Here is a 20,274-nt window from a genome sequence, read left to right on the forward strand (position 1 = left end):
GTAGACCTTGCGGCCGTTGACGCAAGTCTTGAGCTCCAGGGCCTGGTACACATCGGCGTCAAACAGGTTGGAGATAGAGCGGAAGTCCTTCAGAGGCAGGGTATCCAAAGTCTCGCCTGCCTTGATGCACAGGTTGACCAGCCGGCCCACGATCATGTAAGCCTCCCGGAAGGGCATTCCCTTCTTGGTCAGGTAGTCGGCGCAGTCGGTGGCGTTGATGAAGCCGCCGGAGGCCGCGTTTCTCATATTCTTGGGCAGGACGGTGAGGGTGTCCAGCATGGCGGTAAAGACAGGCAGGCACATCTCCACGGTGTCGATGGCGTCGAACACCGGCTCCTTATCCTCCTGCATATCCTTGTTGTAGGCCAGGGGCAGGCCCTTCATAACAGTGAGCAAGGTGATGAGGGAGCCATAAACTCGGCCGGTCTTGCCCCGGACCAGCTCGGCCACGTCGGGGTTTTTCTTCTGGGGCATGATGGAGGAGCCGGTGGAATAGGCGTCGTCCAGCTCCACATACTTAAACTCCCAGGAACACCACAGGATGATCTCCTCGGAAAACCGGGACAGGTGCATCATCATAATGGAGCAGGCGGACAGGAACTCAATGGCAAAGTCACGGTCGGACACCGAGTCCATGGAGTTGTCGGTGGGCTTCTGGAAGCCCAGGGCGGCGGCAGTCTGGAACCGGTCCACCGGATAGGTGGAGGTGGCCAGGGCACCGGCACCCAGGGGGCACTCGTCCATACGCTCCAGGCAATCCTCCAGCCGGGTCACGTCCCGGCGGAGCATATTGGCATAGGCCATCATGTAGTGGGCGAAGGTGGTGGGTTGAGCCCGCTGCATATGGGTGTAGCCCGGCATGACGGTCTCCAGGTTGGCCTCCGCCTTCTTGATGAGCACCTTCTCCAGATCCAGCACCATGTCGATGATCTTGGGGATCTCCTGCTTGACATACAGCCGGAAATCCACCGCCACCTGGTCGTTACGGGACCGGCCGGTGTGCAGCCGCTTACCGGTATCTCCGATGCGCTGGGTGAGCATGGTCTCAATGTTCATGTGGATGTCCTCGTTCTCCAGAGAGAACTCCACCTGCCCGGCATCGATATCCGCCAGGATGACCTTCAGACCCTCGATGATCTTTTCCGCCTCATGCTCCTCAATGATGCCCTGCTTGCCCAGCATGGTGGCATGGGCAATGGATCCGGCGATATCCTCTTTGTACATCCGGGCGTCAAAGGTGATGGAAGAGTTAAAGTCGTTGACCAGTGTATCGGTCTCTTTCTGGAACCGTCCGGCCCATAATTTCATAATTGATCGCTCCCTATCTGGATTGCGGGCGACCACAGGCCGCCCCTACGGTAATGGTAGGAACGGCCTGCGGCCGCCCGCAGAAAATGTCAAATTACTTATTCAGCTTGCCCTGGTCGCGGAGGGCGAGGACGGTATCCGGCAGGCCCCACAGGTTGATGAAGCCGGTGGCGTCGTTCTGGTTGTAGTCGCTCTCCTGGAAGGTAACGATGTCCTCAGAGTAGAGGGTCTCGGGAGAGGTAACGCCGGAGGTGATGATGTTGCCCTTGTACAGCTTCAGCTTCACCTGGCCGGTAACGTGCTTCTGGGTCTCGGTAGCAAAGGCGGACAGGGCCTCCCGCAGGGGGGTGAACCACTTGCCGTTGTATACCAGATCGGCGAAGTCCACCGCCAGCTTGCTCTTCATGTGGGCAGTGTCCTTGTCGATGGTGATCATCTCCAGCACCTCGTGGGCCCGGTACAGGATGGCGCCGCCGGGAGTTTCGTACACGCCGCGGTCCTTCATGCCGGTCATCCGGTTCTCCACGATGTCCAGCAGGCCGATGCCGTTCTCGCCGCCCAGCTTGTTCAGCTTGCGGATGATGTCGGAGGCCTTCATCTTCTCGCCGTCCACGGCCACAGGCCAGCCCTTCTCAAAGTCGATGGTCACATAGGTGGGGGCGTCGGGGGCCTTCACGGGGGACACGCCCATCTCCAGGAAGCCGGGCTTGTCGTACTGAGGCTCGCTGGCGGGGTCCTCCAGATCCAGGCCCTCGTGGGACAGGTGCCACAGGTTCTTATCCTTGGAGTAGCTGGTCTCCCGGCTGATCTTCAGAGGCACGTTGTGGGCCTCGGCGTAGTCGATTTCCTCGTTCCGGCTCTTGATGTCCCACTCACGCCAGGGGGCGATGATCTTCATCTCAGGAGCAAAGCGCTTGATGGCCAGCTCGAAGCGGATCTGGTCGTTGCCCTTGCCGGTGCAGCCGTGGGCGATGGCGTCGGCCCCTTCCTTCTTGGCAATGTCCACCAGGCCCTTGGCGATGACGGGCCGGGCAAAGGCGGTGCCCAGCAGATAGTCCTCGTACTTGGCGCCCATCTGCATGGAGGGGATGATGACGTCGTCCACCATCTCGTCCACCAGGTCCATCACGTACAGCTTGGAAGCGCCGGTCTTGATGGCCTTCTCCTCCAGGCCCTCCAGCTCGTCGTTCTGGCCCACGTCGCCGGCCACGGCGATGATCTCGGGATTACCGTAGTTCTCCTTCAGCCAGGGGATGATGATGGATGTATCCAGACCGCCGGAATAGGCGAGTACCACTTTTTTAATGTCAGCCATGGTAAAAACCTCCGTTTGTTTATGTTGGACACAGTGTACCACAGCCTAAATAAAATTGCAAGTGTTATATCGCATAAATATGCGTATTTTTCCCTTGCTCCTTGGGTATTATTTTGGGTATTGTGTATAATATTCATTTATTTACGAATATTTGTATGATTCCATGCAATATAGCTGTCCGGAATAGGGCGGCAGGCATACCGTCAGCACACCGCCGGTGGGTTTATGCTGTTCTTCCTCCGGCGTAGAACCGCCGAAGCGCTGCCAATCGGTATGGAAAAGCAGCTTTACTCCTGCCGTAGCGGGCAGTTGGTACTGCCGGGCCTGGTCACTCAAGTTAAAGAGGGCAACCAGCCGCTCCCCGTCTCCCTGACGCTGGATGGCAAAAACACAGGGGTCCTCCCGGCCGCAGTCCAGCCAGGCAAAGCCCTCAGGCCGATAGTCCCACCGGGACAGAGCGGGGTAGTCCAGATAGATGTGGTTTAGTTCGGCCATGTAGTGGTAGAAGGCGTCGTGAATGGGAAAGTTCCGCAGCAGCCAGTCCTGCTCCCGCTTTTCGTCCCACTCCCGGAAATGGCCGATCTCGTTGCCCATGAAGTTAAGCTTCTTTCCCGGATGGACCATCATATAAAGGTATAGCGCCCTGGCCTGGGGGAACTTGCCGTCATAATCACCATACATCTTCTGCAAAATGGTGGCCTTGCCGTGGACCACCTCGTCGTGGGACAGGGGGAGCAGGTAGCGCTCCTGGGGAAAATAGTGCATGGAGAAAGTAAGCTGGTGGCGCCGGGCAGGCCGTTGATCGGGCGGCGTCTGGAAATAGGACAAGGTGTCGTGCATCCACCCCATGTCCCACTTGTAGTCGAAGCCCAGTCCCCCCTGCTCCGCCGGAGCGGTGACCTTGGGGAAGTTGGTGGAGTCCTCCGCCGCCAGAATGCAGCCGGGACACAGGCGCTTCAGCCCCTGGTTCATGGTACTCAGGAAGGCTACGCCGTCCCCGTTCACTCCACGGGCCTCATCCCCCTGCCAGTATAGAATCCGGCTGATGGCGTCCATCCGCAGGCCGTCAAAGTGGAACTCCTCCAGCCAGTACCGGGCGCAGGACTGGAGGAAGGAACGCACCTCTCCCCGGGAGTGCATGAAATTGTGGCTCCCCCACTCGCTGACCTCCACATCCCGGTGGGGATACTCATAGAGGGCGGTACCATCGTACTTGGCCAGGCCGTAGTCGTCCACCGCAAAGTGGGCGGGTACAAAATCCAAAATAACCCCGATCCCGGCCTGGTGGAGCCGGTCAATGAGCATCATCAGCTCCCTTGCGGTGCCGTACCGGCTGGTGGGGGCGTAAAAGCCGGTAATCTGGTAGCCCCAGCTCTCATCGCAGGGATGCTCGCTGAGGGGAAGGAACTCCACATAGTTGTAGCCGCACTCCTTCACATAGTCGATGAGAGGCTGGGCCAATTCGTCATAGCGGTACCAGCTCCCGTCCGGTTTCCGCCGCCAGGAACCCAGGTGAAGCTCGTAGATATTCAGCGGGTCCTCCCGATGGTCGGTCCGTCCTGCCATCCACTTCTCATCCTGGAAGGTATACGCTCCCAGATCCCTCACCACCGAGCAATGGTCCGGCCGCAGCTCCATACCGTATCCATAAGGGTCGCAGTGGTCGGTATAACCCCCATCCCGGCGGTAGATGCGGTACTGATAACAGTCCCCCGGCTGGACGCCCTCCGCCCGCACCTCATAAAAATTGCCGTCGTGGATTCGCTCCATGGGCAGCTCCCGGCCTCCATGAAGGAGCACCACCCCCGCAGCGGAGGGTGCAAAGGTGCGGAACACCCACTCCTCTCCCGACCGATGGGCCCCCAGATAGCGGTATGCGTCAAAGCACTGTCCGGTATAAAACGCGTAATAATCCATCCTGTGGACTCCTTTTCCTTTGGATGTACTCCGACAAGTTCCTCAAAAACCGCCGGTGCCTGTTACTTCCATCATATCACACCCGGCATTAACTTAACAGAGTAATTTTAACGCTGTTATGTTTATTTTTTTGAAATCGTCCATAAAGATTTTATTTTACACCGGCAGAAAAAAGCGATATAATAAGATGTTATGATAAAACTACTCAACTGTAAGGGGAACCACATGAAAAAACTGCTTGCGCCCCTGTGCGCTTTTGGCCTGCTGCTCTCCGCCTGCGGACAGCCCGCCGCCTCCCAGCCCCAGGATGAAAATATCCTCCATATCGTGGCCACCACCTACCCGGTCTACCTCTTCACCACCGCAGTGACGGAGGGCGCGGAGGGTGTAGAGGTGAGCCTGCTGGTGAACCAGCAGACCTCCTGCCTCCACGATTACACCCTCACCGTTGCCGACATGAAGGCCATTGAGGGGGCCGATGTCATCGTCATGAACGGCGCCGGACTGGAAAATTTTATGGACGACGCCCTGTCCACCTCCTCCGCTCAGGTCATCGACTGCTCAGAGGGGATGGATCTGCTGCCTGCCCAGGGCCATGAGGGCCATGACCACGACGCCGAATACGATCCCCATATCTGGATGGACGCCACCTATGCCAGTCTCATGTTGAGTCAGATCTCCCAGTCTCTGACCGAGCTGGACAGCGCCAATGGCGACCTTTACACTCAGAACGAGAGCGCCGCCCAGACCGCGCTGACGGAGGCAAACCTCAGCTGGCGGGAGGCGCTGGCGCCCTACAAGGGCCGCTCCATTGTCACCTTCCACGATGGATTCCAATACTTTGCCAACGCCATGGGCCTGACCATCTTTAAGGCCATTGAAGAAGAGGAAGGTTCTACCGCCTCCGCTCAGGAGCTGGCCGAGATCGTGGACGCCATCAAGCTTGCCCAGAAATACGACCTGGGGACCATGCCCATCTTTACCGAGGTCAATGGTTCTACCGCCTCCGCCGACACCATCGCCCGGGAGGTGGGCTGTCAGGTCTATCAGCTGGATATGATCATGAGCGGCAAAGGCACGGGCATCCAGCCCTATTTGGATGCCATGCAGAAGAACATTGATACCATTGTGGAGGCGTTTGGATGAGCGTACACAAACACGGAACTTCCGGCCCCGGCTGTGCCGGCTCCTGCTGCCTGAAGGTGGCCGACCTGGGGGTCAACTTTGGCAATGAAGAGGTCCTCCACGACGTATCTTTCCACCTCCACTGCGGGGAGATCGTGGCCCTCATCGGCCCTAACGGAGCAGGTAAGAGTTCCCTGTTCCGCACCATTCTGGGGCAGATCCCTCACTCCGGCGTCATTGAGTTTCAGCGAGCCGGCGGCGATAAGACCCGGCCCCTTATCGGCTATGTGCCCCAGTCCCCCAGCTTCGACCGTGGGGACCCGGTAAGCGTATTTGATTTCTTCTCCGCCGCCATCTCCAAGTGGCCGGTATTCCTGCCCTCCCCCAAAAAGCTGCGGGAGCGGGTATCCCAGTGTCTGGCACGGGTCCACGGCGAAGGGCTGCTGGACCGGCGGATGGGCGCCCTGTCCGGCGGCGAGCTTCAGCGGGTGCTGCTGGCTCTGGCGCTGGAACCCCTGCCCCATATCCTGATCCTGGACGAGCCACTCTCCGGTGTGGACGTGGACGGCGAGAAGCAACTGCTGGATATGCTGGATGAGATCCGCACCCGGTTTGACCTGTCCATTCTGTTGTCCACCCACGACTTTGCCACCCTGGACCAGTACGCCGACAAGGTAATTCTGCTGAAAAGCCAGGTGCTCAAAGTGGGGCCGCCGGACCTGGTTCTCTCCTCTCCTGAATTTCAGGAGGTCTTTCATCTGGCGCTGGGGAAAGGGGGCCGCAGCTGATGGAACTGTGGTATTCCCTGGTGGAGCTGCTCCCCTTCGAGTGGGCGGCCCCCGGCACCATGTACTTTATGAAAAACGCGCTGCTGGCAGTGCTGGTGATCTCTCCCCTGTTCGGCCTGCTGTCCACCATGGTGGTCACCAACCGAATGAGCTTCTTCTCTGACGCTCTGGGCCACTCCGCCTTTACCGGCATTGCCATCGGTACTCTGTGCGGTATGGCCGACCCCATGTGGGCCGCCATTCTGCTGGCCGCCGCCTTTGCCCTGCTCTTTACCTACGTTCAGCGCAAGTCCAACATGGCCAGCGATACGGTGATTGGTGTGTTCTCCTCCACCGCCGTGGCTCTCGGCATCTTTATCGCCACCTTTGACAGCGGCAGCTTTACCAAATTCAACAGTCTGCTCATTGGTGATATCCTCAGTGTGGAACCGGGAAAGATCGCCCTGCTGGCGGTCATCCTTCTGGTCGTGGTAGTGCTGTGGCTGTGCTCCTTCAACGGACTGATGCTCTCCTCCATCCACCCCACCCTGGCTGACAGCCGGGGCGTCAAGGTGTTCTGGCAGGAGGCCATCTTCTCCATGGCCATTGCCGTGGTGGTCACCGTGTCCATGACCTGGGTGGGCCTGCTGGTCATCAACTCTCTGCTGGTCCTGCCTGCCGCCGCCGCCCGCAATCTGGCCCGCAATATGCGCCAGTTCCATCTGATCTCCATTCTGGCTGCGGTGGTGGCCGGGATCGCCGGACTCATGACCTCCTATGAGCTCAGCTCCTCCGCAGGCGCCTCCATCACTCTGTACCTGGCCCTGTGGTTTGCCATCACCTTCCTGCTGCGGAAAAAGCGAATGTAACGGTTTTGGGCTCCGGAGAGGCCCCCCTCTCCGGAGCTTTTGACCAAATCCATCCCCAAACTTGATTAAAGCTTTACCTCCCTCCTCTTGTTCTTTACCAGACTTGCGCGTATACTGAGCACAGATCAAACAACAGACCGGGAGGTGAAGCAATATTATGTACAATGATGTGGATGAGCTGATTTTTGGCAGCAATGAGCAAGTTGTCTCCAGCGAGCGATAAGTCCTTTCCACCAACGGACAAGAACCACACCTTCGGGTGTGGATTTTTGCGTTTTGCGGGAAAATTTAAGAAATTTTAATGACAGTCTGCCGTAACATATGGTAGCCTATAGAACAGAACACAGAAAGACGAGGCGACGCGCTTTGAAGAATTCCCCAAAATGGCTCCCGGCTCTTCTGCTTGCCATTCTCCTGCTGGGGGGCAGCGGACTGCTGCTCTGGAAAACCGGCTTTTTCTCCTCGCTGGGCTCTCTGGACGCCATGCGGGCTTACATCGCCCGTTTTGCACCTTTTTCTCATCTGTTCTATTTTGTGATCCAGCTGCTGGGCGTGGTGGTGGCTCCCATTCCCAGCAACATCACCGCTCTGGCCGGCGCCCTGCTCTTCGGCACCTGGCCCGCCTTTCTCCTCACCTGGGCCGCCGTAGTTGTGGGCTCCGTCCTGGTCTTTTGGCTGGCCCGGGTGCTGGGGCAGCGGTTTGTGGACCGGCTGGTCAGCCAGAAGGTGTCGGAAAAATATCTGGACATCATCCGCCGCAAGCGGGATGTATTCCTCTTTCTGGCCTTTCTCTTCCCCTTCTTCCCCGACGATCTGCTGTGCATCCTGGCCGGCCTCACCGATATCCCCCTGAAGCGGTTCTGCATTCTGGTGCTGATAGCCCGGCCTTGGGGCCTTCTGGCATCCTGTCTGGTGGGGGGCTCGGTGTTGGCCATCCCCTATTGGGCCATGGCCCTGCTGGGGGCGGCGGGCCTGGCCGTTTTCCTGGTCTGTATGAAATACGGCGACCGCTGGGAACAGAAGCTGCTGGAGCGCTTTAAGAAATGAAGCGTATACTGTGGTTTCCGCTTCTGGAGGGCTGCCTCTATCTGGCCTTCCTCAGTCTGGACCTGTTCCGGCCGGACAGCGGATGGGATATTCCAATCAAATATCTCTCCATCCTGCTGTGCTTTTGTTTTGTCCTCGGGAACGGAGAGGGCCGGGGCAGCCTGCTGATGAAAACAGCCCTGGGCTTTACCCTGCTGGCCGACCTGTTCCTGCTGGTACTGGACCGTTGGTATCTGGCAGGGGTAGCCTGCTTCTGCGTCGTGCAGCTGCTCTATTTGACCCGCATCGCCAAACTGCGACCGGAAAAGCTGCCTCTGCGGCTAGCCCTGCGGGGCTTGCTGGTCGTCGCCGCCCTGATAACAGCCTGGCGGCTGGGAGCGCTGGACGGCTTAACTGCCCTCTCCCTTTTCTACTTCTCTCAACTTATCTGTAATGCCCTGGAAAGTCTCAGTCTGGGTATCCCCTTCCGGGGCTTTTCCCTGGGGCTGTTTCTCTTTTTAGGGTGCGATCTCTGCGTGGGTCTGCAAAATCTGTCCGCCTGGTTCCCGGCGGCAGGCGGTCCCCTGGTGGAGTTTGCCCGTGTGGGGATGTGGCTGTTCTATCTGCCCTCCCAGGTTTTGATCTCTCTGTCTGTCAAAAGGAAGTGATCCCATGCGGCTGCCCAAAGCAGTTACCGCTCTGGCCGCTCTGCTGCTGGCCCTGCTGATTCTCAGTTTTTCCATCGCGGTCCCCATTCTGTTCCGTCCGTTCTACTACATCCAGATCGATATGCTGGATCTGCCTGAACGTACCGGCTGGTCGGAGGAAACCATCCGTGAGGCCTATGATGAGGTACTGGATTTCTGCGTTTTTGGCAAGCCCTTCGGCACCGGTCAGCTGGCCTGGTCCCAATCCGGCTACAGTCATTTTGCCGATGTACGGGAGCTGTTCCTGCTGGACTTCTGGGTACTGGGCATCAGCGCCGCCGCCTGCCTGCTCCTTTTGATTCTCCGGCTTGGAAAACAATGGGTCTACAAACCGCTGCTGGGGCACGGCCCCGGCTTTTGGGCCGGCGTAACCGCCGGTGGGCTTGTGCTGATACTGGCCGGACTGGCCGCTCTGGATTTTAACCGGGCCTTTGTGATCTTCCACGCCATTTTCTTCCCCGGCAAGGACAACTGGATCTTCGATTCCGCCACCGACCAGATCATCCTGGTTATGCCGGAGGAGTTTTTCTGCAACTGCGCCATCCTTATTGGGGTGGTACTCCTGACCTGCTGTACCGTCCTGATCCTCACCGACCTTCTGCGCAGAAAGAAATAAGGTACAGGCCCGCCGCGTGTAAACGGCGGGCCTTTTGCTCCGCACCAACCGGCCGGGCAAACATAGAATGGAGCGGAAGGGAACTATCCCTCCAATATCTGCTAGGAGGTATTGCAATGCCCGACAAGATGATGCCCGGTCCGGTCCAGGATGCGGCCTGCATCCGGGAGGCCGTATGCATACACACGAAAAAGATCTACGATTCCTGCAAGGATAAGGATTGTATCGAAGATCTGCGTTTCTATCCCACCCAGAGTTCCCAGGCGGCCATTGAGCGCGCCGTCAGCATCAAGGCCGGCAAGGCCGAGCTGCTGTATGTGTACATCGATGTGGAGCCGGTTGGATTCAACCGGGGCTTCTACACCGTTGACGTGCGCTACTTCTACCGGGTCACCGCCGACGCCTTTGTGGGCGCTGCCCGGCCTGTGGAGGTCAGCGGCCTGTGCGTCTTTGACAAGCGGGTGATCCTGTTCGGCAGCGAAGGCACCGCCAAGATCTTCTCCTCTCAGACCTCGCTGGAGGGTCTGGATGAGCAGATGCTCCGCCAGAGCAACCTGCCCACCGCCGTGGTGGAGGTGGTGGACCCCATCGTCCTCAACATGAAGCTGGTAGATGTGTGCGAGTGCCACTCCTGTGACTGCGAGCTGTCCGACGTGCCCCCCTGTATCTGTGGCTGTTTCAACAGCGAGCTGTGCTGCGGCAGCCAGGGCAAGCGGATTTATGTCACCCTGGGCCAGTTCTCCATCATCCGGCTGGAGCGGGATTCCCAGCTGCTTATGCCGGTGTACGACTACTGTATGCCCGAGAAGGAATGCGCCTGCGGCGGCGGCGAGGAGGACCCCTGCGAGATCTTCCGCCATGTGAAGTTCCCCGTCAACGAGTTCTTCCCCCCCAGCAGCCCCACCCCCGGCGGCGACTGCCATCCTCAGCTGAAGGGCTGCTGCTCCTGACCTTTGCCCCACCCCTCCGTACCAGCCCCGGCCAGCAAGCCGGGTCCGGGATGGTTTTGCCTCCATTGTCTGGATGAACTGGAGGGAGGAGAGCCATCATGATGGAGGCTTATATTCCGGTATTCTGACGCTGCACAAACACCCCCTGACCTGCCCGTTGAACTGGGGCAGGTCAGGGGGTGTTTTATTGATTGGGCTTTTGTGGATATCAGCGATCCTCCCGGTTCTCCTGCTCTGGTGGAAGGGGATGCCACGCCGGCGGCTCCTTTTTCCGGTGAAACAGCCGCCTGATCCGCTCCAGAATGGCTTCCACAAAGTGAAACCACAGATTTCCCAAAATAACGATAACCAAAAGCACCAATACAACGGCGCCAATCTCCATCAGGGGCATGGGACGCCTCACTTGGTGGCAAAGCGGTTGAGGAAGAAGTCGGTAAAGGCCTTCAGTTCCTCCTCCTGGGACACATAGACGTACAGGCTTTCATCCTCCAGCCAGTCGTAGGCGTTGATCCCGATGTAGCTTCTCTTGTCCGGATAGATGATAAAGGCGTCGGTGGGATACTTGTTCCGGTAGGCCTTCAGGATCTCAGCGCGGCGGTAATAGGTGGGGTCCCCGCAGCCGGACAGATCAGGTACGGTAGGCACCACTACGATGGTCTGACTAGCCTCGTTCCAGCCCACGATCAGGTTTCCGATTTTGGTCTTGCTGCCGTGGACAAAGCCGTAATTGAACCGGCTCACATCCTCGGTATAGCCGAAAATCAATCTGTACTCGTCTCCGTTTTCCACCACCTGATTAAACAGTGCCCGCATCTTTTTTGCGTTGGCGTTGCTCTTCTCCATATCTACCTCGGGTCCCTTGAACAATTTGCTGAACAATCCCATAGCTGTTTCCTCCTGCACATTTTATTTTGGGACGGCTCCGCCGTCAGCCAGGCAAAATAAAGATATTTTTATATTTTTATATTTATTTACGTTATAAAACAGTCCGCCTGAACAGAAGGCCAAATGGTTCCGCTCAGACGGACAGGTGTTACACACCGTCTGCCGGCGCTTCGTGCTTGAATTGCTCCAGGCAGTCCACAATGGCATTGATCTGAAACGCAATGGTCTGCTGGGCCGCTTCCGGGGCAAAGAGGGGCAGCGTTTCCGGTATGGCCCGGCAAATGATCATGGCAGACAGACTCAGGTTGGTAAAAAGCCCGATTCTGGCCGGGTCTGCTTTGACCCCGAAACACTCCAACAGGCTGCCGAACAGCGCCCTCTGCTTGTCCCGAAAGGTCCGATAGCTTTCTTCCGACAGTCTCCGGAAAATCAGCCGCTGCTCCTCCACAGACAACACCGCGATGCCGTTTTTTTCACCATAGCAGCAGGTGTATAAGAACTGCCGGACACCCTCCCGCCAGCTCAGCCCAGGATCGTCCATCAGACTTTGGGCATAGGCAATGAGCTTGGGCTGCTGGAGATAGAGCATCTCCACAATCAGATCCTCCTTGGTGGGGAAAAAGGAATAGAAAAAGGTCCTGGAAATCCCCACCGCCGTATAGATCTGCTCCACTGTGGTGTGCTGGATTCCCTGCCTCGTCATCAGCTCCAGCCCCGTGGTGACCAGCGCCTGACGAATCTGCTTTCGTTCCTCCTCAGAGTAGGCGACTTTCGGCATTCCGCACCTCCCAGATAAAAACAACTTTTTATCTTTATCTTTATTTTATCATATCCCAACTGGATGTACAAGAAAAAACGAATCCACCGCCCCGGCTTACAAATTTGCCAGCACATATTTCAGCGCAAAGATCACTGCGATACCGTAGGTAAAGGCGGAAACCTCTCTTCCCTTTCCACGCAGCAGCTTGATGAGGCAATAGCTGATCAGGCCAAAGGCAATCCCGTCAGAAATGGAATAGGCAAAGGGTATGACCGCGATGGTGAGAAAGGCCGGAACAGCGCATTCCAGATCGGCCCATGGAATAGATGCAGCGCTGCGCATGGTAAGCACGCCTACGATGATCAGGGCAGGGGCCGTGGCTGCCGCAGGGATGATCCCAGCCACCGGCGCCAGAAACACCGAGCATAGGAACAGGACTCCTACCACTATGGAGCTCAGACCGGTGCGTGCGCCTTCCGCAATGCCTGCCGCCGACTCGGCAAAGGTGGTGACTGTGGAGGTACCCACACAGGCCCCGCAGCAGGTAGCCAGAGCGTCGGCAACCAGAGCCCGCTCGCTCCGCTTTTCCGTTCCTTCCTTCAGCCCTACATTGGCAGACAGGCCCACCAGCGCCCCCAGGGTATCAAAGCAGTCCACAATCGCGAAGCTGATGACCGCCGTCAGCAGCGGCAGAAGCCCTTTCTCCAGCACACCCCCCAGATCCATCTGGAACAGGACCGGCGCCAAAGTAATGTGTTCCATGGTCACTGTCTCGGGAATCTGGGTCACGCCCAACGGCAGGCCGACCAGAGTGGTGATTACAATCCCCAGCACCACCGCGCCCTTGACCCGGAAGGCCATCAGCACAGCGGTAAGCAGCAGCCCTGCCAGCGCCAGCAGCCCCTGTACATTCCACACCCGCTGTCCGTCTACCAGGGTGGACAGCTGCAGTGCGGGCACCGTGCCACTGAGGGTGATCACCTTTACATTGAGCAGTCCGATCAGCGCGATAAACAATCCGATTCCAGCCGAAATGGCGTGCTTTATAAAGTCAGGGATGGCACGAATCAGCTTTCCCCGCAGCGGCGAAAGGGTAAAGGCCAGAAAGAGCAAGCCGCTGAGCAGTACAATGGCCAGTCCCTCCTGCCAGGTATAGCCCATTCCCAGACATACCGTATAGGTAAAAAAGGCGTTCAGGCCCATCCCCGGCGCCTGCGCAAAGGGCAGATTGGCCAGCAGTCCGGTCAGAAAGCAGCCGATGGCCGCCGATACACAGGTGGCCACCAGCACCGGTCCCCAGAGGGACTCCGGCATGGCCGGGAAAAAGGGCTGGGCCTGAGTGCCCACGTTGGCACACAGCGTATTGGGATTGACAAAAATGATGTAGGCCATGGCAAAAAAGGTGGTAATACCTCCGACGATCTCGCGCCGCACCGTACTGCCCCGGGCCGTAATCTGAAACCTTCTGTCCATTTGTTCCTCCCCTTCATCACACAATGCTCCGCAGGAAAGGCAGGCCCTCTCCGTCTGCCTTTTCCACACACCTTCTTATCATACACCAGCCGTTCCTCTGCTACAACCCTGAATGCTCCGCCCATACTCCGGCCAGAAGCTAGCCAACCACTGTCGCCGATGCTGTCTGCCATTTTGCTTAAATTTTGTATGCGCGATTTACCTAGTTCCTTGACACATCATGATTCCAAGAGATATAATTATTGTCGAATTTTGGGTTTTCATGCGGAATTTTGGAGATAAATGCAAAACCCTTTGCTATGTGTGTGATATAGGGCTGAACATAAGAGGAGGACACGTCCATGGGGAAAACTGCGCGCTTTTATCCCAAAGCCTGGGTCCAACGAATCTTATCCGGGCTGCTGGCAATGATTCTGCTGCTTTCTGCCGCAGTGGGAACGGCAGGAGCGTCCGGCTCGGCCAAAAACTCCGTCTCCCGCGCCATCGCCATTGTATTTGACAACTCCGGCTCCATGTACATGAGCGGAAACAAGGCCTGGTGCCGGGCAACCTATGCCATTGAAGTTTTTGCCTCCATGATGAATCAGGGGGATGTGCTTCAGGTGTTCCCCATGTATGAGGTCACCGCCAACGGGAAGAGCTATACCAGCCAGTCCCCGGTAACTGTATCCGGCGGCAGCGATATCTCTGCCATCCGGGATATGTACACCCCCCACGCGGGAGATACCCCTATCGAGACCATCGGAGACGCCTATCAGGCACTGCAGCGCAGCACCGCCGATGAAAAGTGGCTCATTGTGCTCACCGACGGCGCGGAGTTCTATGAAAATGGCGCCGGTCTGGGGTCCGCCACCTCTGCCCGCCTGTCCGAAGTGCTCACCGAGTACAATAAATCGGCCAATGTGCTCTATCTGGGAATTGACTCCGTTGCAGTCATGCCCACAGTGACCAGCAACGGTCAGTATCAGTATTACGCGGACAAGGCCGCCAACAGTGCCGACGTACTGAGCAAGCTGACCAATATGTGCAACATGATCTTTGGCCGGGACAAGCTGACCGCCTCCGGCAATCAGATCAGCTTTGATGTATCCATGAACAAGCTCATTCTGTTCGTTCAGGGCAGCAACATCAGCGGCGTGACTTTAAAGGATGCCTCCGGGGTATCGGTAGGCAACCCCAGCCTGGAATACAGTCCCCGCTACAGCGAGAAGGGCGCCGGCAGCGGTATCGGCTCCGGCTCCTTCGGCATTGACAAAAGCCTGAGCGGTTATATCGCCATCTATGATACGCCTTTGGAGGCCGGAACCTATTCTTTGAGCTACTCCGGCGACGTAAGCAACGTCAGCGTATACTACGAGCCCGATGTGGATCTGGTGGCCCAGCTCACCGATGAGAGCGGCGCGGTCATCACCTCTTCCTCCGAGCTTTACCCCGGCACGTACTACATCAACTACGGGCTGGTGGACAAAACCGGCAATATGACCACCTCTGCCCTTCTGGGTACCACCAACTACGAGGTAACCTACACCATCAACGGTAAGGAGCAGACCGTCACCAGCGACAAGAGCGGCCAGGTGGCTCTGGAACTGAAAGAGGGGGACGTGCTGGACGGAAAGATCCACGTCTCGTACCTCAGCGGCTACTCCATTACCAAGGACAGCAGTCAGCTGGGCTGGCCCTCCGGCGGCTTCCAGGTCACCCCCCGCCCCGCCGGTTCTCTGGAACTCAAGGTGTCCGGCAGACAGGACAGCTACGCGCTCTCCACTCTGGAGGATACCCCCTGTCAGGTTCAGGTCTACTATGAAGGAGCCCAGCTTACCGGGGCTGCTCTGGAGCAGGTGAAATTCAACGCCGCGCTGGAAGGCGGCAACGCCGGGTACGAGCTGATCCGGGATGGCGACAACTGCGCCCTCTATCTGCGCTATGCCGGTTCGGCGGAGGCCACCAACTGCGGTGATTACCACATGACGTTGTCCGCCAGTTATACCGATGAATTCGGCGTCACGGCCCAGAGCAATGAGGCCGCCTGGGACTTTACCCTGGAAGATGACAGCTATCAGCTGGCCATGGAATTTGAAGGTCCCGGCTATTTTGTCATCGCCGACCTGGAGAACAGCGATCCCATTCTGGTGAAACTGTCCCTCAGCGGGCAGCCCATGACAGATGAGCAGCTGGCCGCCACCACCCTCATCGTGGAGGCAGACGGGCTGACCGTAGCCCAGGAACCCCTGCCGGGAGAGTCGGCCTATGCCCTGCACATCGCAGGAGATGAACACGCCGTCTCCGGCAAGTACGGTCTCCGGGTCCGCGCCGTCACCAACGACCAGATCGGCAGGGAAATCTCGGCAGAGGGCACCAAGCAGGTGGAGCTGAGCACTTATCCCCTGTGGCTTCGCTACCTGATCATCGCCCTGATCATTCTGCTGATCATCGCCCTGATCCTCTTCTACCTCAGCCGCAAGATCCTGCCCAAGAAAATCACCGTCAACAGCGCCCAAACCGTATTCACCGTAGACGGCGAAATGGTTCAGGGCGCAGCCAAATGCAACTACTCCGGCGGCGGAAAAAAGCGGGGTTCCATCCAGGTTTCCACCCCGGCCTACTCCGGCTCACCGCTGGTAAAGGGCGGCTTTGCCCTTCAGCTTCAGGCCGTCACCCCCCGGCGGGTCAAATCCAACCGCCGCCGGGCGCTGGTCACGACTATCTCCCCTTCCAATACCGCCGCCCTTACCTCCCTTTCCATCGGCACCCATACTCTGGTCAAGTCGGAGGAGGGCAACGAGATCATCTGGGTGCTGGACGGCAAGCAGATCCCCAGCCCGTCGGCTGCCACAAACTTCGAGATCGGCGGCAAACCTACCTGCACCTTCATCGGTGAGACCATCACCGGCGAATCCTTTACCCTGTCGGTCCAGCTCCAGTTCAAATGAGCACCCATCTCATCGTAAAACATCCATTCCAGCAGTGAGGAGTATGATACCAGATCATCAGGAGGGAATGACATGAGCAAAGAGATCATCAAGGAAAACGTCGTAGCTGCGCCCACCTTGTTTATCGGTGTTGGCGGCACCGGCTGCAACATCGTCAAACGGGTGGCCGAGATGTGCCGCCCCGGCGAAAAGGAAAACATCAATTTTGTCTGTCTGGACACCAACGTCAACGACCTGTCCGACATTGCCAAAAGCAGCGCCCATATCTACTATGTCCAGACCTCCAACACCCAGACCGTGGGCGACTACCTGGACTACGATCAGGACGCTCTGAAAAACTGGTTCCCCAAGAACGCCGTCATGTACGACAAGACGGTTTCCGAGGGCGCCGGTCAGGTGCGGGCCATCTCCCGTCTGGCCCTCAACGCCACCATCAAGACCGGCAAGCTGAAACCGCTGTATGACGCCATTGACGACCTGTTCCGCAAGGACGGCAAGGCCCTCAAGCAGGCCATGCGTATTGTCATTGCCTCTACCGCCTCCGGCGGCACCGGCTCGGGCATCATCCTGCCGCTGTCCATGATCGTCCGGGATTATGTTAACACCAAATATCCCAACACCTCGCTGATCGTGCGCTCGGTGATCCTGCTGCCCGAGACCCTGGACAGCGTCATCGACTCCACCGCCGAGCGGGAGAGCCAGCGCCGCAACGCCTACGCCACCATCAAGGAGATCAACGCCTTCATGATGAAGGGCTCCGGCTTTATGGACGTGGGCGACAGCGATCTCAGCCGCTACAAGGATCTGCACATTGATTTTGCCAATCCCGGCACCAATGAGCTCAAGCGCCTGTCCCTGCTGCCCTTCGACTTCTGCTTCCTGATGGACGGCCAGAACGCCGAGGATACCACCATGGCAAACCTGGAGCAGTATAAGGCCCAGGCCGCCCAGGCCCTCTATGAGCAGAACATCGGCCCCATGCAGGCCAACGCCTTTTCCGTGGAGGACAACATCATCAAGGAGATGTCCAACCCCGGCAACCTGGGCCGCAACCGCTTCGGCGGCATCGGCGCCGGCGTGATCCGCTATCCCTATGAGGATATCGCCGACTACATTGCCTACGGCTGGGCCATGGACAGCATCGGCGGCGAGGGCGACGTGGCCAAGTGGTCCAAGTACGACCACGCCTATGATGTGGCCAAGCAGGACGCCATCAAGAAGGGCCTGTCCCAGAGCGAGATTCCCACCCGCGGCGAGGTATATACCGGCAAGCTGCGTACCGCCACCGACAATTTCTCCAAGGATCTGAACGCCCGTTTCCTCAGCGATGCGGACAAGCGGATCAAAAACTTCTTTAAGGCCGTGGATGAGGAGATGATCGCCTCCCTGTCCACCGACTCCGCCATCCGGGCCACCCGGGACGCCGCCAATGCCCTGGCCACCGAGATCGACTATGAAGACGAAAATAACCGGGGCCACGCGGTGGAGAACAAGGACAAGCTGCGCAACTATGAGGCCATGCTGCGCTCCCGGGCCAAGAAGGTGGCCGCCAACGCCGCCGAGGCCCTGTTCATGAACGAGAACAAGACCATCAACGAAAAGCGCCCCTGCACTCTGGAGTTCCTGCTGAAGAACGCCTTCGGCGAAGTGTGTCACCCCAACGCCGCCCGCTATATGCTCTACCAGGCCAAGATCGAGATGGACAAGCGGGTGCGCACCACCACCTCCACCCTGCACAATGTGATCCTGCCCCGGCTGGAGCTGTACGCCCCCGACGCCTACGACACCGGTATGTTCGATCACGAAAAGACCAAGCGGGTGGAGGCCAACCTGGACGATCTGTGCTCGGCGGAGCAGGACCCCGACAAGCGCAAGGCCATCCCCCTGTTCTCCGGCGGGGATAACAAGTTCTATGAAAAGCTCAACGAACTCTTCCCCGACTATCACAAGCACATCCGGGAATTCGGTGAGTGCACCGCCAAGCTGGAGGCCTATACCTTCGGTTCGGAGTACCTGGACGACCTGTGCAAGATGTATGAGAGCTTCTTCTTCTCCTTTGGCGATAAGGTGCAGGCCCTGGAGCGCCGGCAGGACGATATGGTGGACGCTCTGAAGTTCCGCAAGGGCGACTCCACCTACAATGTCTGCGCCACCCGTGACCTGCTCAATGAGCTGGTCCGCTCCACCGCCCACCAGAGCGAGGAGGGCTCCATGCTGGAGTCCGATCTCAACGGTCAGATCTTCGACGCTGTCAAGTCCAACGTGTCCTTTGATCGTGAGATCCGCAACGCCGACATCGTGGAGAACGACCGGAGCATCGATATTTTTGACGACATCCTGCTGGGCTACTTCAAGAAGGATGTACGCCGCCGGTGCGACGCCATCGACGTGAACATCATCGAGGCCATCGCTCTGGAGAACCGGCTTCTGTCCCGCCTGAAAATGCGTGAGGAGATGCAGGACAGCAGCAAGAAGCTCATCGACAAGGTAACCAACGAGGACAACGTCCGCCATATCTGCGAGGTCATCGCCATGGGCGAGCGGCTGGCCGCCCCCAGCATCCAGCGTCTGCGCAACGAGGAGGCCCGCGAGGTCAAGCTCAGCGCCTACAACAAGTCCCTGCTGGATATGCGGGCCTACCGCATCACTGACCTTCTGCCCAAGGGCTCGGCGGTGGACACCATCTCCCGCTATGAGCTGCACTTCTTCAACGCCCTGTACAACCTGACCCCCGATAAGCTGAGCAAGTTCTCCTGCTACAGCGAGTCGGAGACCGGCGTGAAGAACGCGGGACTGTACCACAACGCCTATGTGACCTATTCCCGGAATATCGGCCCCGACTCCACCAAGAACTCCCTCATCTCCACCCACATCGACAAGCGTTGGGACTCCCTGTCCGCCATGCCCGAGCTGGACTTTGGCTTCCAGGAGCGGCAGATGATGAAGATCCACCAGGCGCTGATCTATGGTCTGATCCACAAAGTCATCACCTATCGCTTCATCTCCACCGCCGCCGGCGGCAAGAAGGTTTACAAGTACGAAAACTCCGACGAGCGCTATGTGGATATGATCGTCTCCAACGGCACCCTGTGCGATGAGTTCTACGAGATCCTGGACTCTCTGTACATCAGCCCCGCTGTGGTGGAGGATATGGAGAAGATCAAGGAGAAGAAGCGGGCCCGGGATAAGGTGCGCAACTCCAACTACGCCGGCACCACCTTTGCCAAGGACCTGGCGGAGTTCCATCTGGACATTCTCCACGATGGGGAGACCAGCCTCTTTGAGATCCCCATCGCCTACTACAACTCCCTGCCCAGCAGCCTGCGCTTTGTCAATGAGATCTCCGGCTTGGTCAATGCGGTCATCCAGACCTTTAAGGACGAGCTGGCTCAGTGGGAGAACCCCAACGACGCCAAGTTCCTGCTCTGCGACCTGCTGAAGAAGCAGTTCATGCTCATGGTGGACAACTTTGAGCAGTATGAGACCCTGAACCGTGGCGGCAAGGTGTCGGAGAATCCGGTAATCGACATCATCTACCGGCGGGTGCGGGCCAGCTTCTCCACCGCTCCCGAGCCCGACGACTATGAGCAGGCTCTGGAAGAAATGAGAGCCCGCCTCCGTTAACA

General features: G+C 58.1%; 16 protein-coding genes. 9 read left to right on the forward strand and 7 right to left on the reverse strand.

Going from position 1 to position 20,274, the window contains the following annotated elements; translation table 11 throughout:
• The 3 genes from argH to glgB form a co-directional block, all read right to left on the reverse strand.
• A partial coding sequence (argH, locus tag IHN22_RS03410; RefSeq protein WP_191433467.1) for an argininosuccinate lyase occupies positions 1–1,308 on the reverse strand: 1,308 nt, incomplete at its 3' end.
• Between the two features lie 94 nt (positions 1,309–1,402).
• Positions 1,403–2,623 carry an argininosuccinate synthase gene (locus tag IHN22_RS03415; protein ID WP_087188717.1) on the reverse strand — a complete coding sequence of 407 codons (1,221 nt, stop codon included), beginning with the start codon at positions 2,621–2,623 and terminating at the stop codon, positions 1,403–1,405.
• Positions 2,624–2,764: 141 nt separating this feature from the next.
• Positions 2,765–4,540, reverse strand: a complete 1,776-nt coding sequence (gene glgB / locus IHN22_RS03420; protein WP_191433469.1) for a 1,4-alpha-glucan branching protein GlgB — start codon at positions 4,538–4,540, stop codon at positions 2,765–2,767.
• A gap of 225 nt (positions 4,541–4,765) precedes the next feature.
• Here glgB and IHN22_RS03425 point away from each other — a divergent pair, with 225 nt between their 5' ends.
• The 7 genes from IHN22_RS03425 to IHN22_RS03455 all read left to right on the forward strand — a co-directional run bounded on the left by IHN22_RS03425 (position 4,766) and on the right by IHN22_RS03455 (position 10,600).
• Entirely contained in the window at positions 4,766–5,686 is a 921-nt protein-coding gene (locus tag IHN22_RS03425; RefSeq protein ID WP_191433470.1) for a metal ABC transporter substrate-binding protein, read from the forward strand.
• Positions 5,683–6,453, forward strand: a complete 771-nt coding sequence (locus IHN22_RS03430; RefSeq protein ID WP_191433472.1) for a metal ABC transporter ATP-binding protein — start codon at positions 5,683–5,685, stop codon at positions 6,451–6,453. Before IHN22_RS03425 ends, IHN22_RS03430 begins: the two co-directional genes overlap by 4 nt.
• Entirely contained in the window at positions 6,453–7,301 is an 849-nt protein-coding gene (locus tag IHN22_RS03435; RefSeq protein WP_087188721.1) for a metal ABC transporter permease, read from the forward strand. The genes IHN22_RS03430 and IHN22_RS03435 overlap by 1 nt, the downstream gene beginning before the upstream one ends.
• A 366-nt stretch (positions 7,302–7,667) precedes the next feature.
• Complete coding sequence (locus tag IHN22_RS03440; RefSeq protein WP_300985344.1) at positions 7,668–8,348, forward strand: TVP38/TMEM64 family protein; 681 nt, start codon at positions 7,668–7,670, stop codon at positions 8,346–8,348.
• Entirely contained in the window at positions 8,345–8,995 is a 651-nt protein-coding gene (locus IHN22_RS03445; protein WP_191433475.1) for a lysoplasmalogenase family protein, read from the forward strand. Before IHN22_RS03440 ends, IHN22_RS03445 begins: the two co-directional genes overlap by 4 nt.
• Before the next feature lie 4 nt (positions 8,996–8,999).
• On the forward strand, positions 9,000–9,650 hold the full coding sequence (locus IHN22_RS03450; RefSeq protein WP_087188724.1) for a TIGR01906 family membrane protein: 651 nt from the start codon (positions 9,000–9,002) through the stop codon (positions 9,648–9,650).
• A gap of 116 nt (positions 9,651–9,766) precedes the next feature.
• Entirely contained in the window at positions 9,767–10,600 is an 834-nt protein-coding gene (locus IHN22_RS03455) for a hypothetical protein (RefSeq protein WP_191433477.1), read from the forward strand.
• A 208-nt stretch (positions 10,601–10,808) separates the two neighbouring features.
• Here IHN22_RS03455 and IHN22_RS03460 read toward each other — a convergent pair whose 3' ends face one another.
• The 4 genes from IHN22_RS03460 to IHN22_RS03475 all read right to left on the reverse strand — a co-directional run bounded on the left by IHN22_RS03460 (position 10,809) and on the right by IHN22_RS03475 (position 13,718).
• Positions 10,809–10,991, reverse strand: a complete 183-nt coding sequence (locus IHN22_RS03460; protein WP_087391235.1) for a hypothetical protein — start codon at positions 10,989–10,991, stop codon at positions 10,809–10,811.
• Positions 10,992–10,999: 8 nt separating this feature from the next.
• Positions 11,000–11,485, reverse strand: a complete 486-nt coding sequence (locus tag IHN22_RS03465) for a hypothetical protein (RefSeq protein WP_191433479.1) — start codon at positions 11,483–11,485, stop codon at positions 11,000–11,002.
• A gap of 148 nt (positions 11,486–11,633) precedes the next feature.
• Positions 11,634–12,263 (reverse strand): TetR/AcrR family transcriptional regulator, encoded by a 630-nt coding sequence (locus IHN22_RS03470; protein ID WP_087188728.1) that lies wholly within the window; start codon positions 12,261–12,263, stop codon positions 11,634–11,636.
• Positions 12,264–12,359: 96 nt separating this feature from the next.
• Positions 12,360–13,718 carry an NCS2 family permease gene (locus IHN22_RS03475; protein ID WP_191433480.1) on the reverse strand — a complete coding sequence of 453 codons (1,359 nt, stop codon included), beginning with the start codon at positions 13,716–13,718 and terminating at the stop codon, positions 12,360–12,362.
• A 341-nt stretch (positions 13,719–14,059) separates the two neighbouring features.
• Between IHN22_RS03475 and IHN22_RS03480 the strand changes: the two genes are divergently transcribed.
• Complete coding sequence (locus IHN22_RS03480) at positions 14,060–16,648, forward strand: vWA domain-containing protein (RefSeq protein ID WP_191433482.1); 2,589 nt, start codon at positions 14,060–14,062, stop codon at positions 16,646–16,648.
• Positions 16,649–16,720: 72 nt separating this feature from the next.
• A complete protein-coding gene (locus IHN22_RS03485) occupies positions 16,721–20,272 on the forward strand; it encodes a tubulin-like doman-containing protein (protein ID WP_191433483.1) in 3,552 nt (1,183 codons plus the stop codon).
• The last annotated feature ends 2 nt before the right edge of the window (positions 20,273–20,274 follow it).

The organism is Flavonifractor sp. An112 (assembly GCF_904377885.1).
In the GTDB taxonomy this organism is placed as follows: domain Bacteria; phylum Bacillota; class Clostridia; order Oscillospirales; family Oscillospiraceae; genus Flavonifractor; species Flavonifractor avicola.

Coding starts and splice junctions, on each gene's coding strand:
- IHN22_RS03415 (WP_087188717.1), bottom strand. CDS start 2,623: ATGGCTGACATTAAAAAAGTGGTACTCGCCTATTCCGGCGGTCTGGAT.
- glgB (WP_191433469.1), bottom strand. CDS start 4,540: ATGGATTATTACGCGTTTTATACCGGACAGTGCTTTGACGCATACCGC.
- IHN22_RS03425 (WP_191433470.1), top strand. CDS start 4,766: ATGAAAAAACTGCTTGCGCCCCTGTGCGCTTTTGGCCTGCTGCTCTCC.
- IHN22_RS03430 (WP_191433472.1), top strand. CDS start 5,683: ATGAGCGTACACAAACACGGAACTTCCGGCCCCGGCTGTGCCGGCTCC.
- IHN22_RS03435 (WP_087188721.1), top strand. CDS start 6,453: ATGGAACTGTGGTATTCCCTGGTGGAGCTGCTCCCCTTCGAGTGGGCG.
- IHN22_RS03445 (WP_191433475.1), top strand. CDS start 8,345: ATGAAGCGTATACTGTGGTTTCCGCTTCTGGAGGGCTGCCTCTATCTG.
- IHN22_RS03450 (WP_087188724.1), top strand. CDS start 9,000: ATGCGGCTGCCCAAAGCAGTTACCGCTCTGGCCGCTCTGCTGCTGGCC.
- IHN22_RS03455 (WP_191433477.1), top strand. CDS start 9,767: ATGCCCGACAAGATGATGCCCGGTCCGGTCCAGGATGCGGCCTGCATC.
- IHN22_RS03460 (WP_087391235.1), bottom strand. CDS start 10,991: ATGCCCCTGATGGAGATTGGCGCCGTTGTATTGGTGCTTTTGGTTATC.
- IHN22_RS03465 (WP_191433479.1), bottom strand. CDS start 11,485: ATGGGATTGTTCAGCAAATTGTTCAAGGGACCCGAGGTAGATATGGAG.
- IHN22_RS03470 (WP_087188728.1), bottom strand. CDS start 12,263: ATGCCGAAAGTCGCCTACTCTGAGGAGGAACGAAAGCAGATTCGTCAG.
- IHN22_RS03475 (WP_191433480.1), bottom strand. CDS start 13,718: ATGGACAGAAGGTTTCAGATTACGGCCCGGGGCAGTACGGTGCGGCGC.
- IHN22_RS03480 (WP_191433482.1), top strand. CDS start 14,060: ATGGGGAAAACTGCGCGCTTTTATCCCAAAGCCTGGGTCCAACGAATC.
- IHN22_RS03485 (WP_191433483.1), top strand. CDS start 16,721: ATGAGCAAAGAGATCATCAAGGAAAACGTCGTAGCTGCGCCCACCTTG.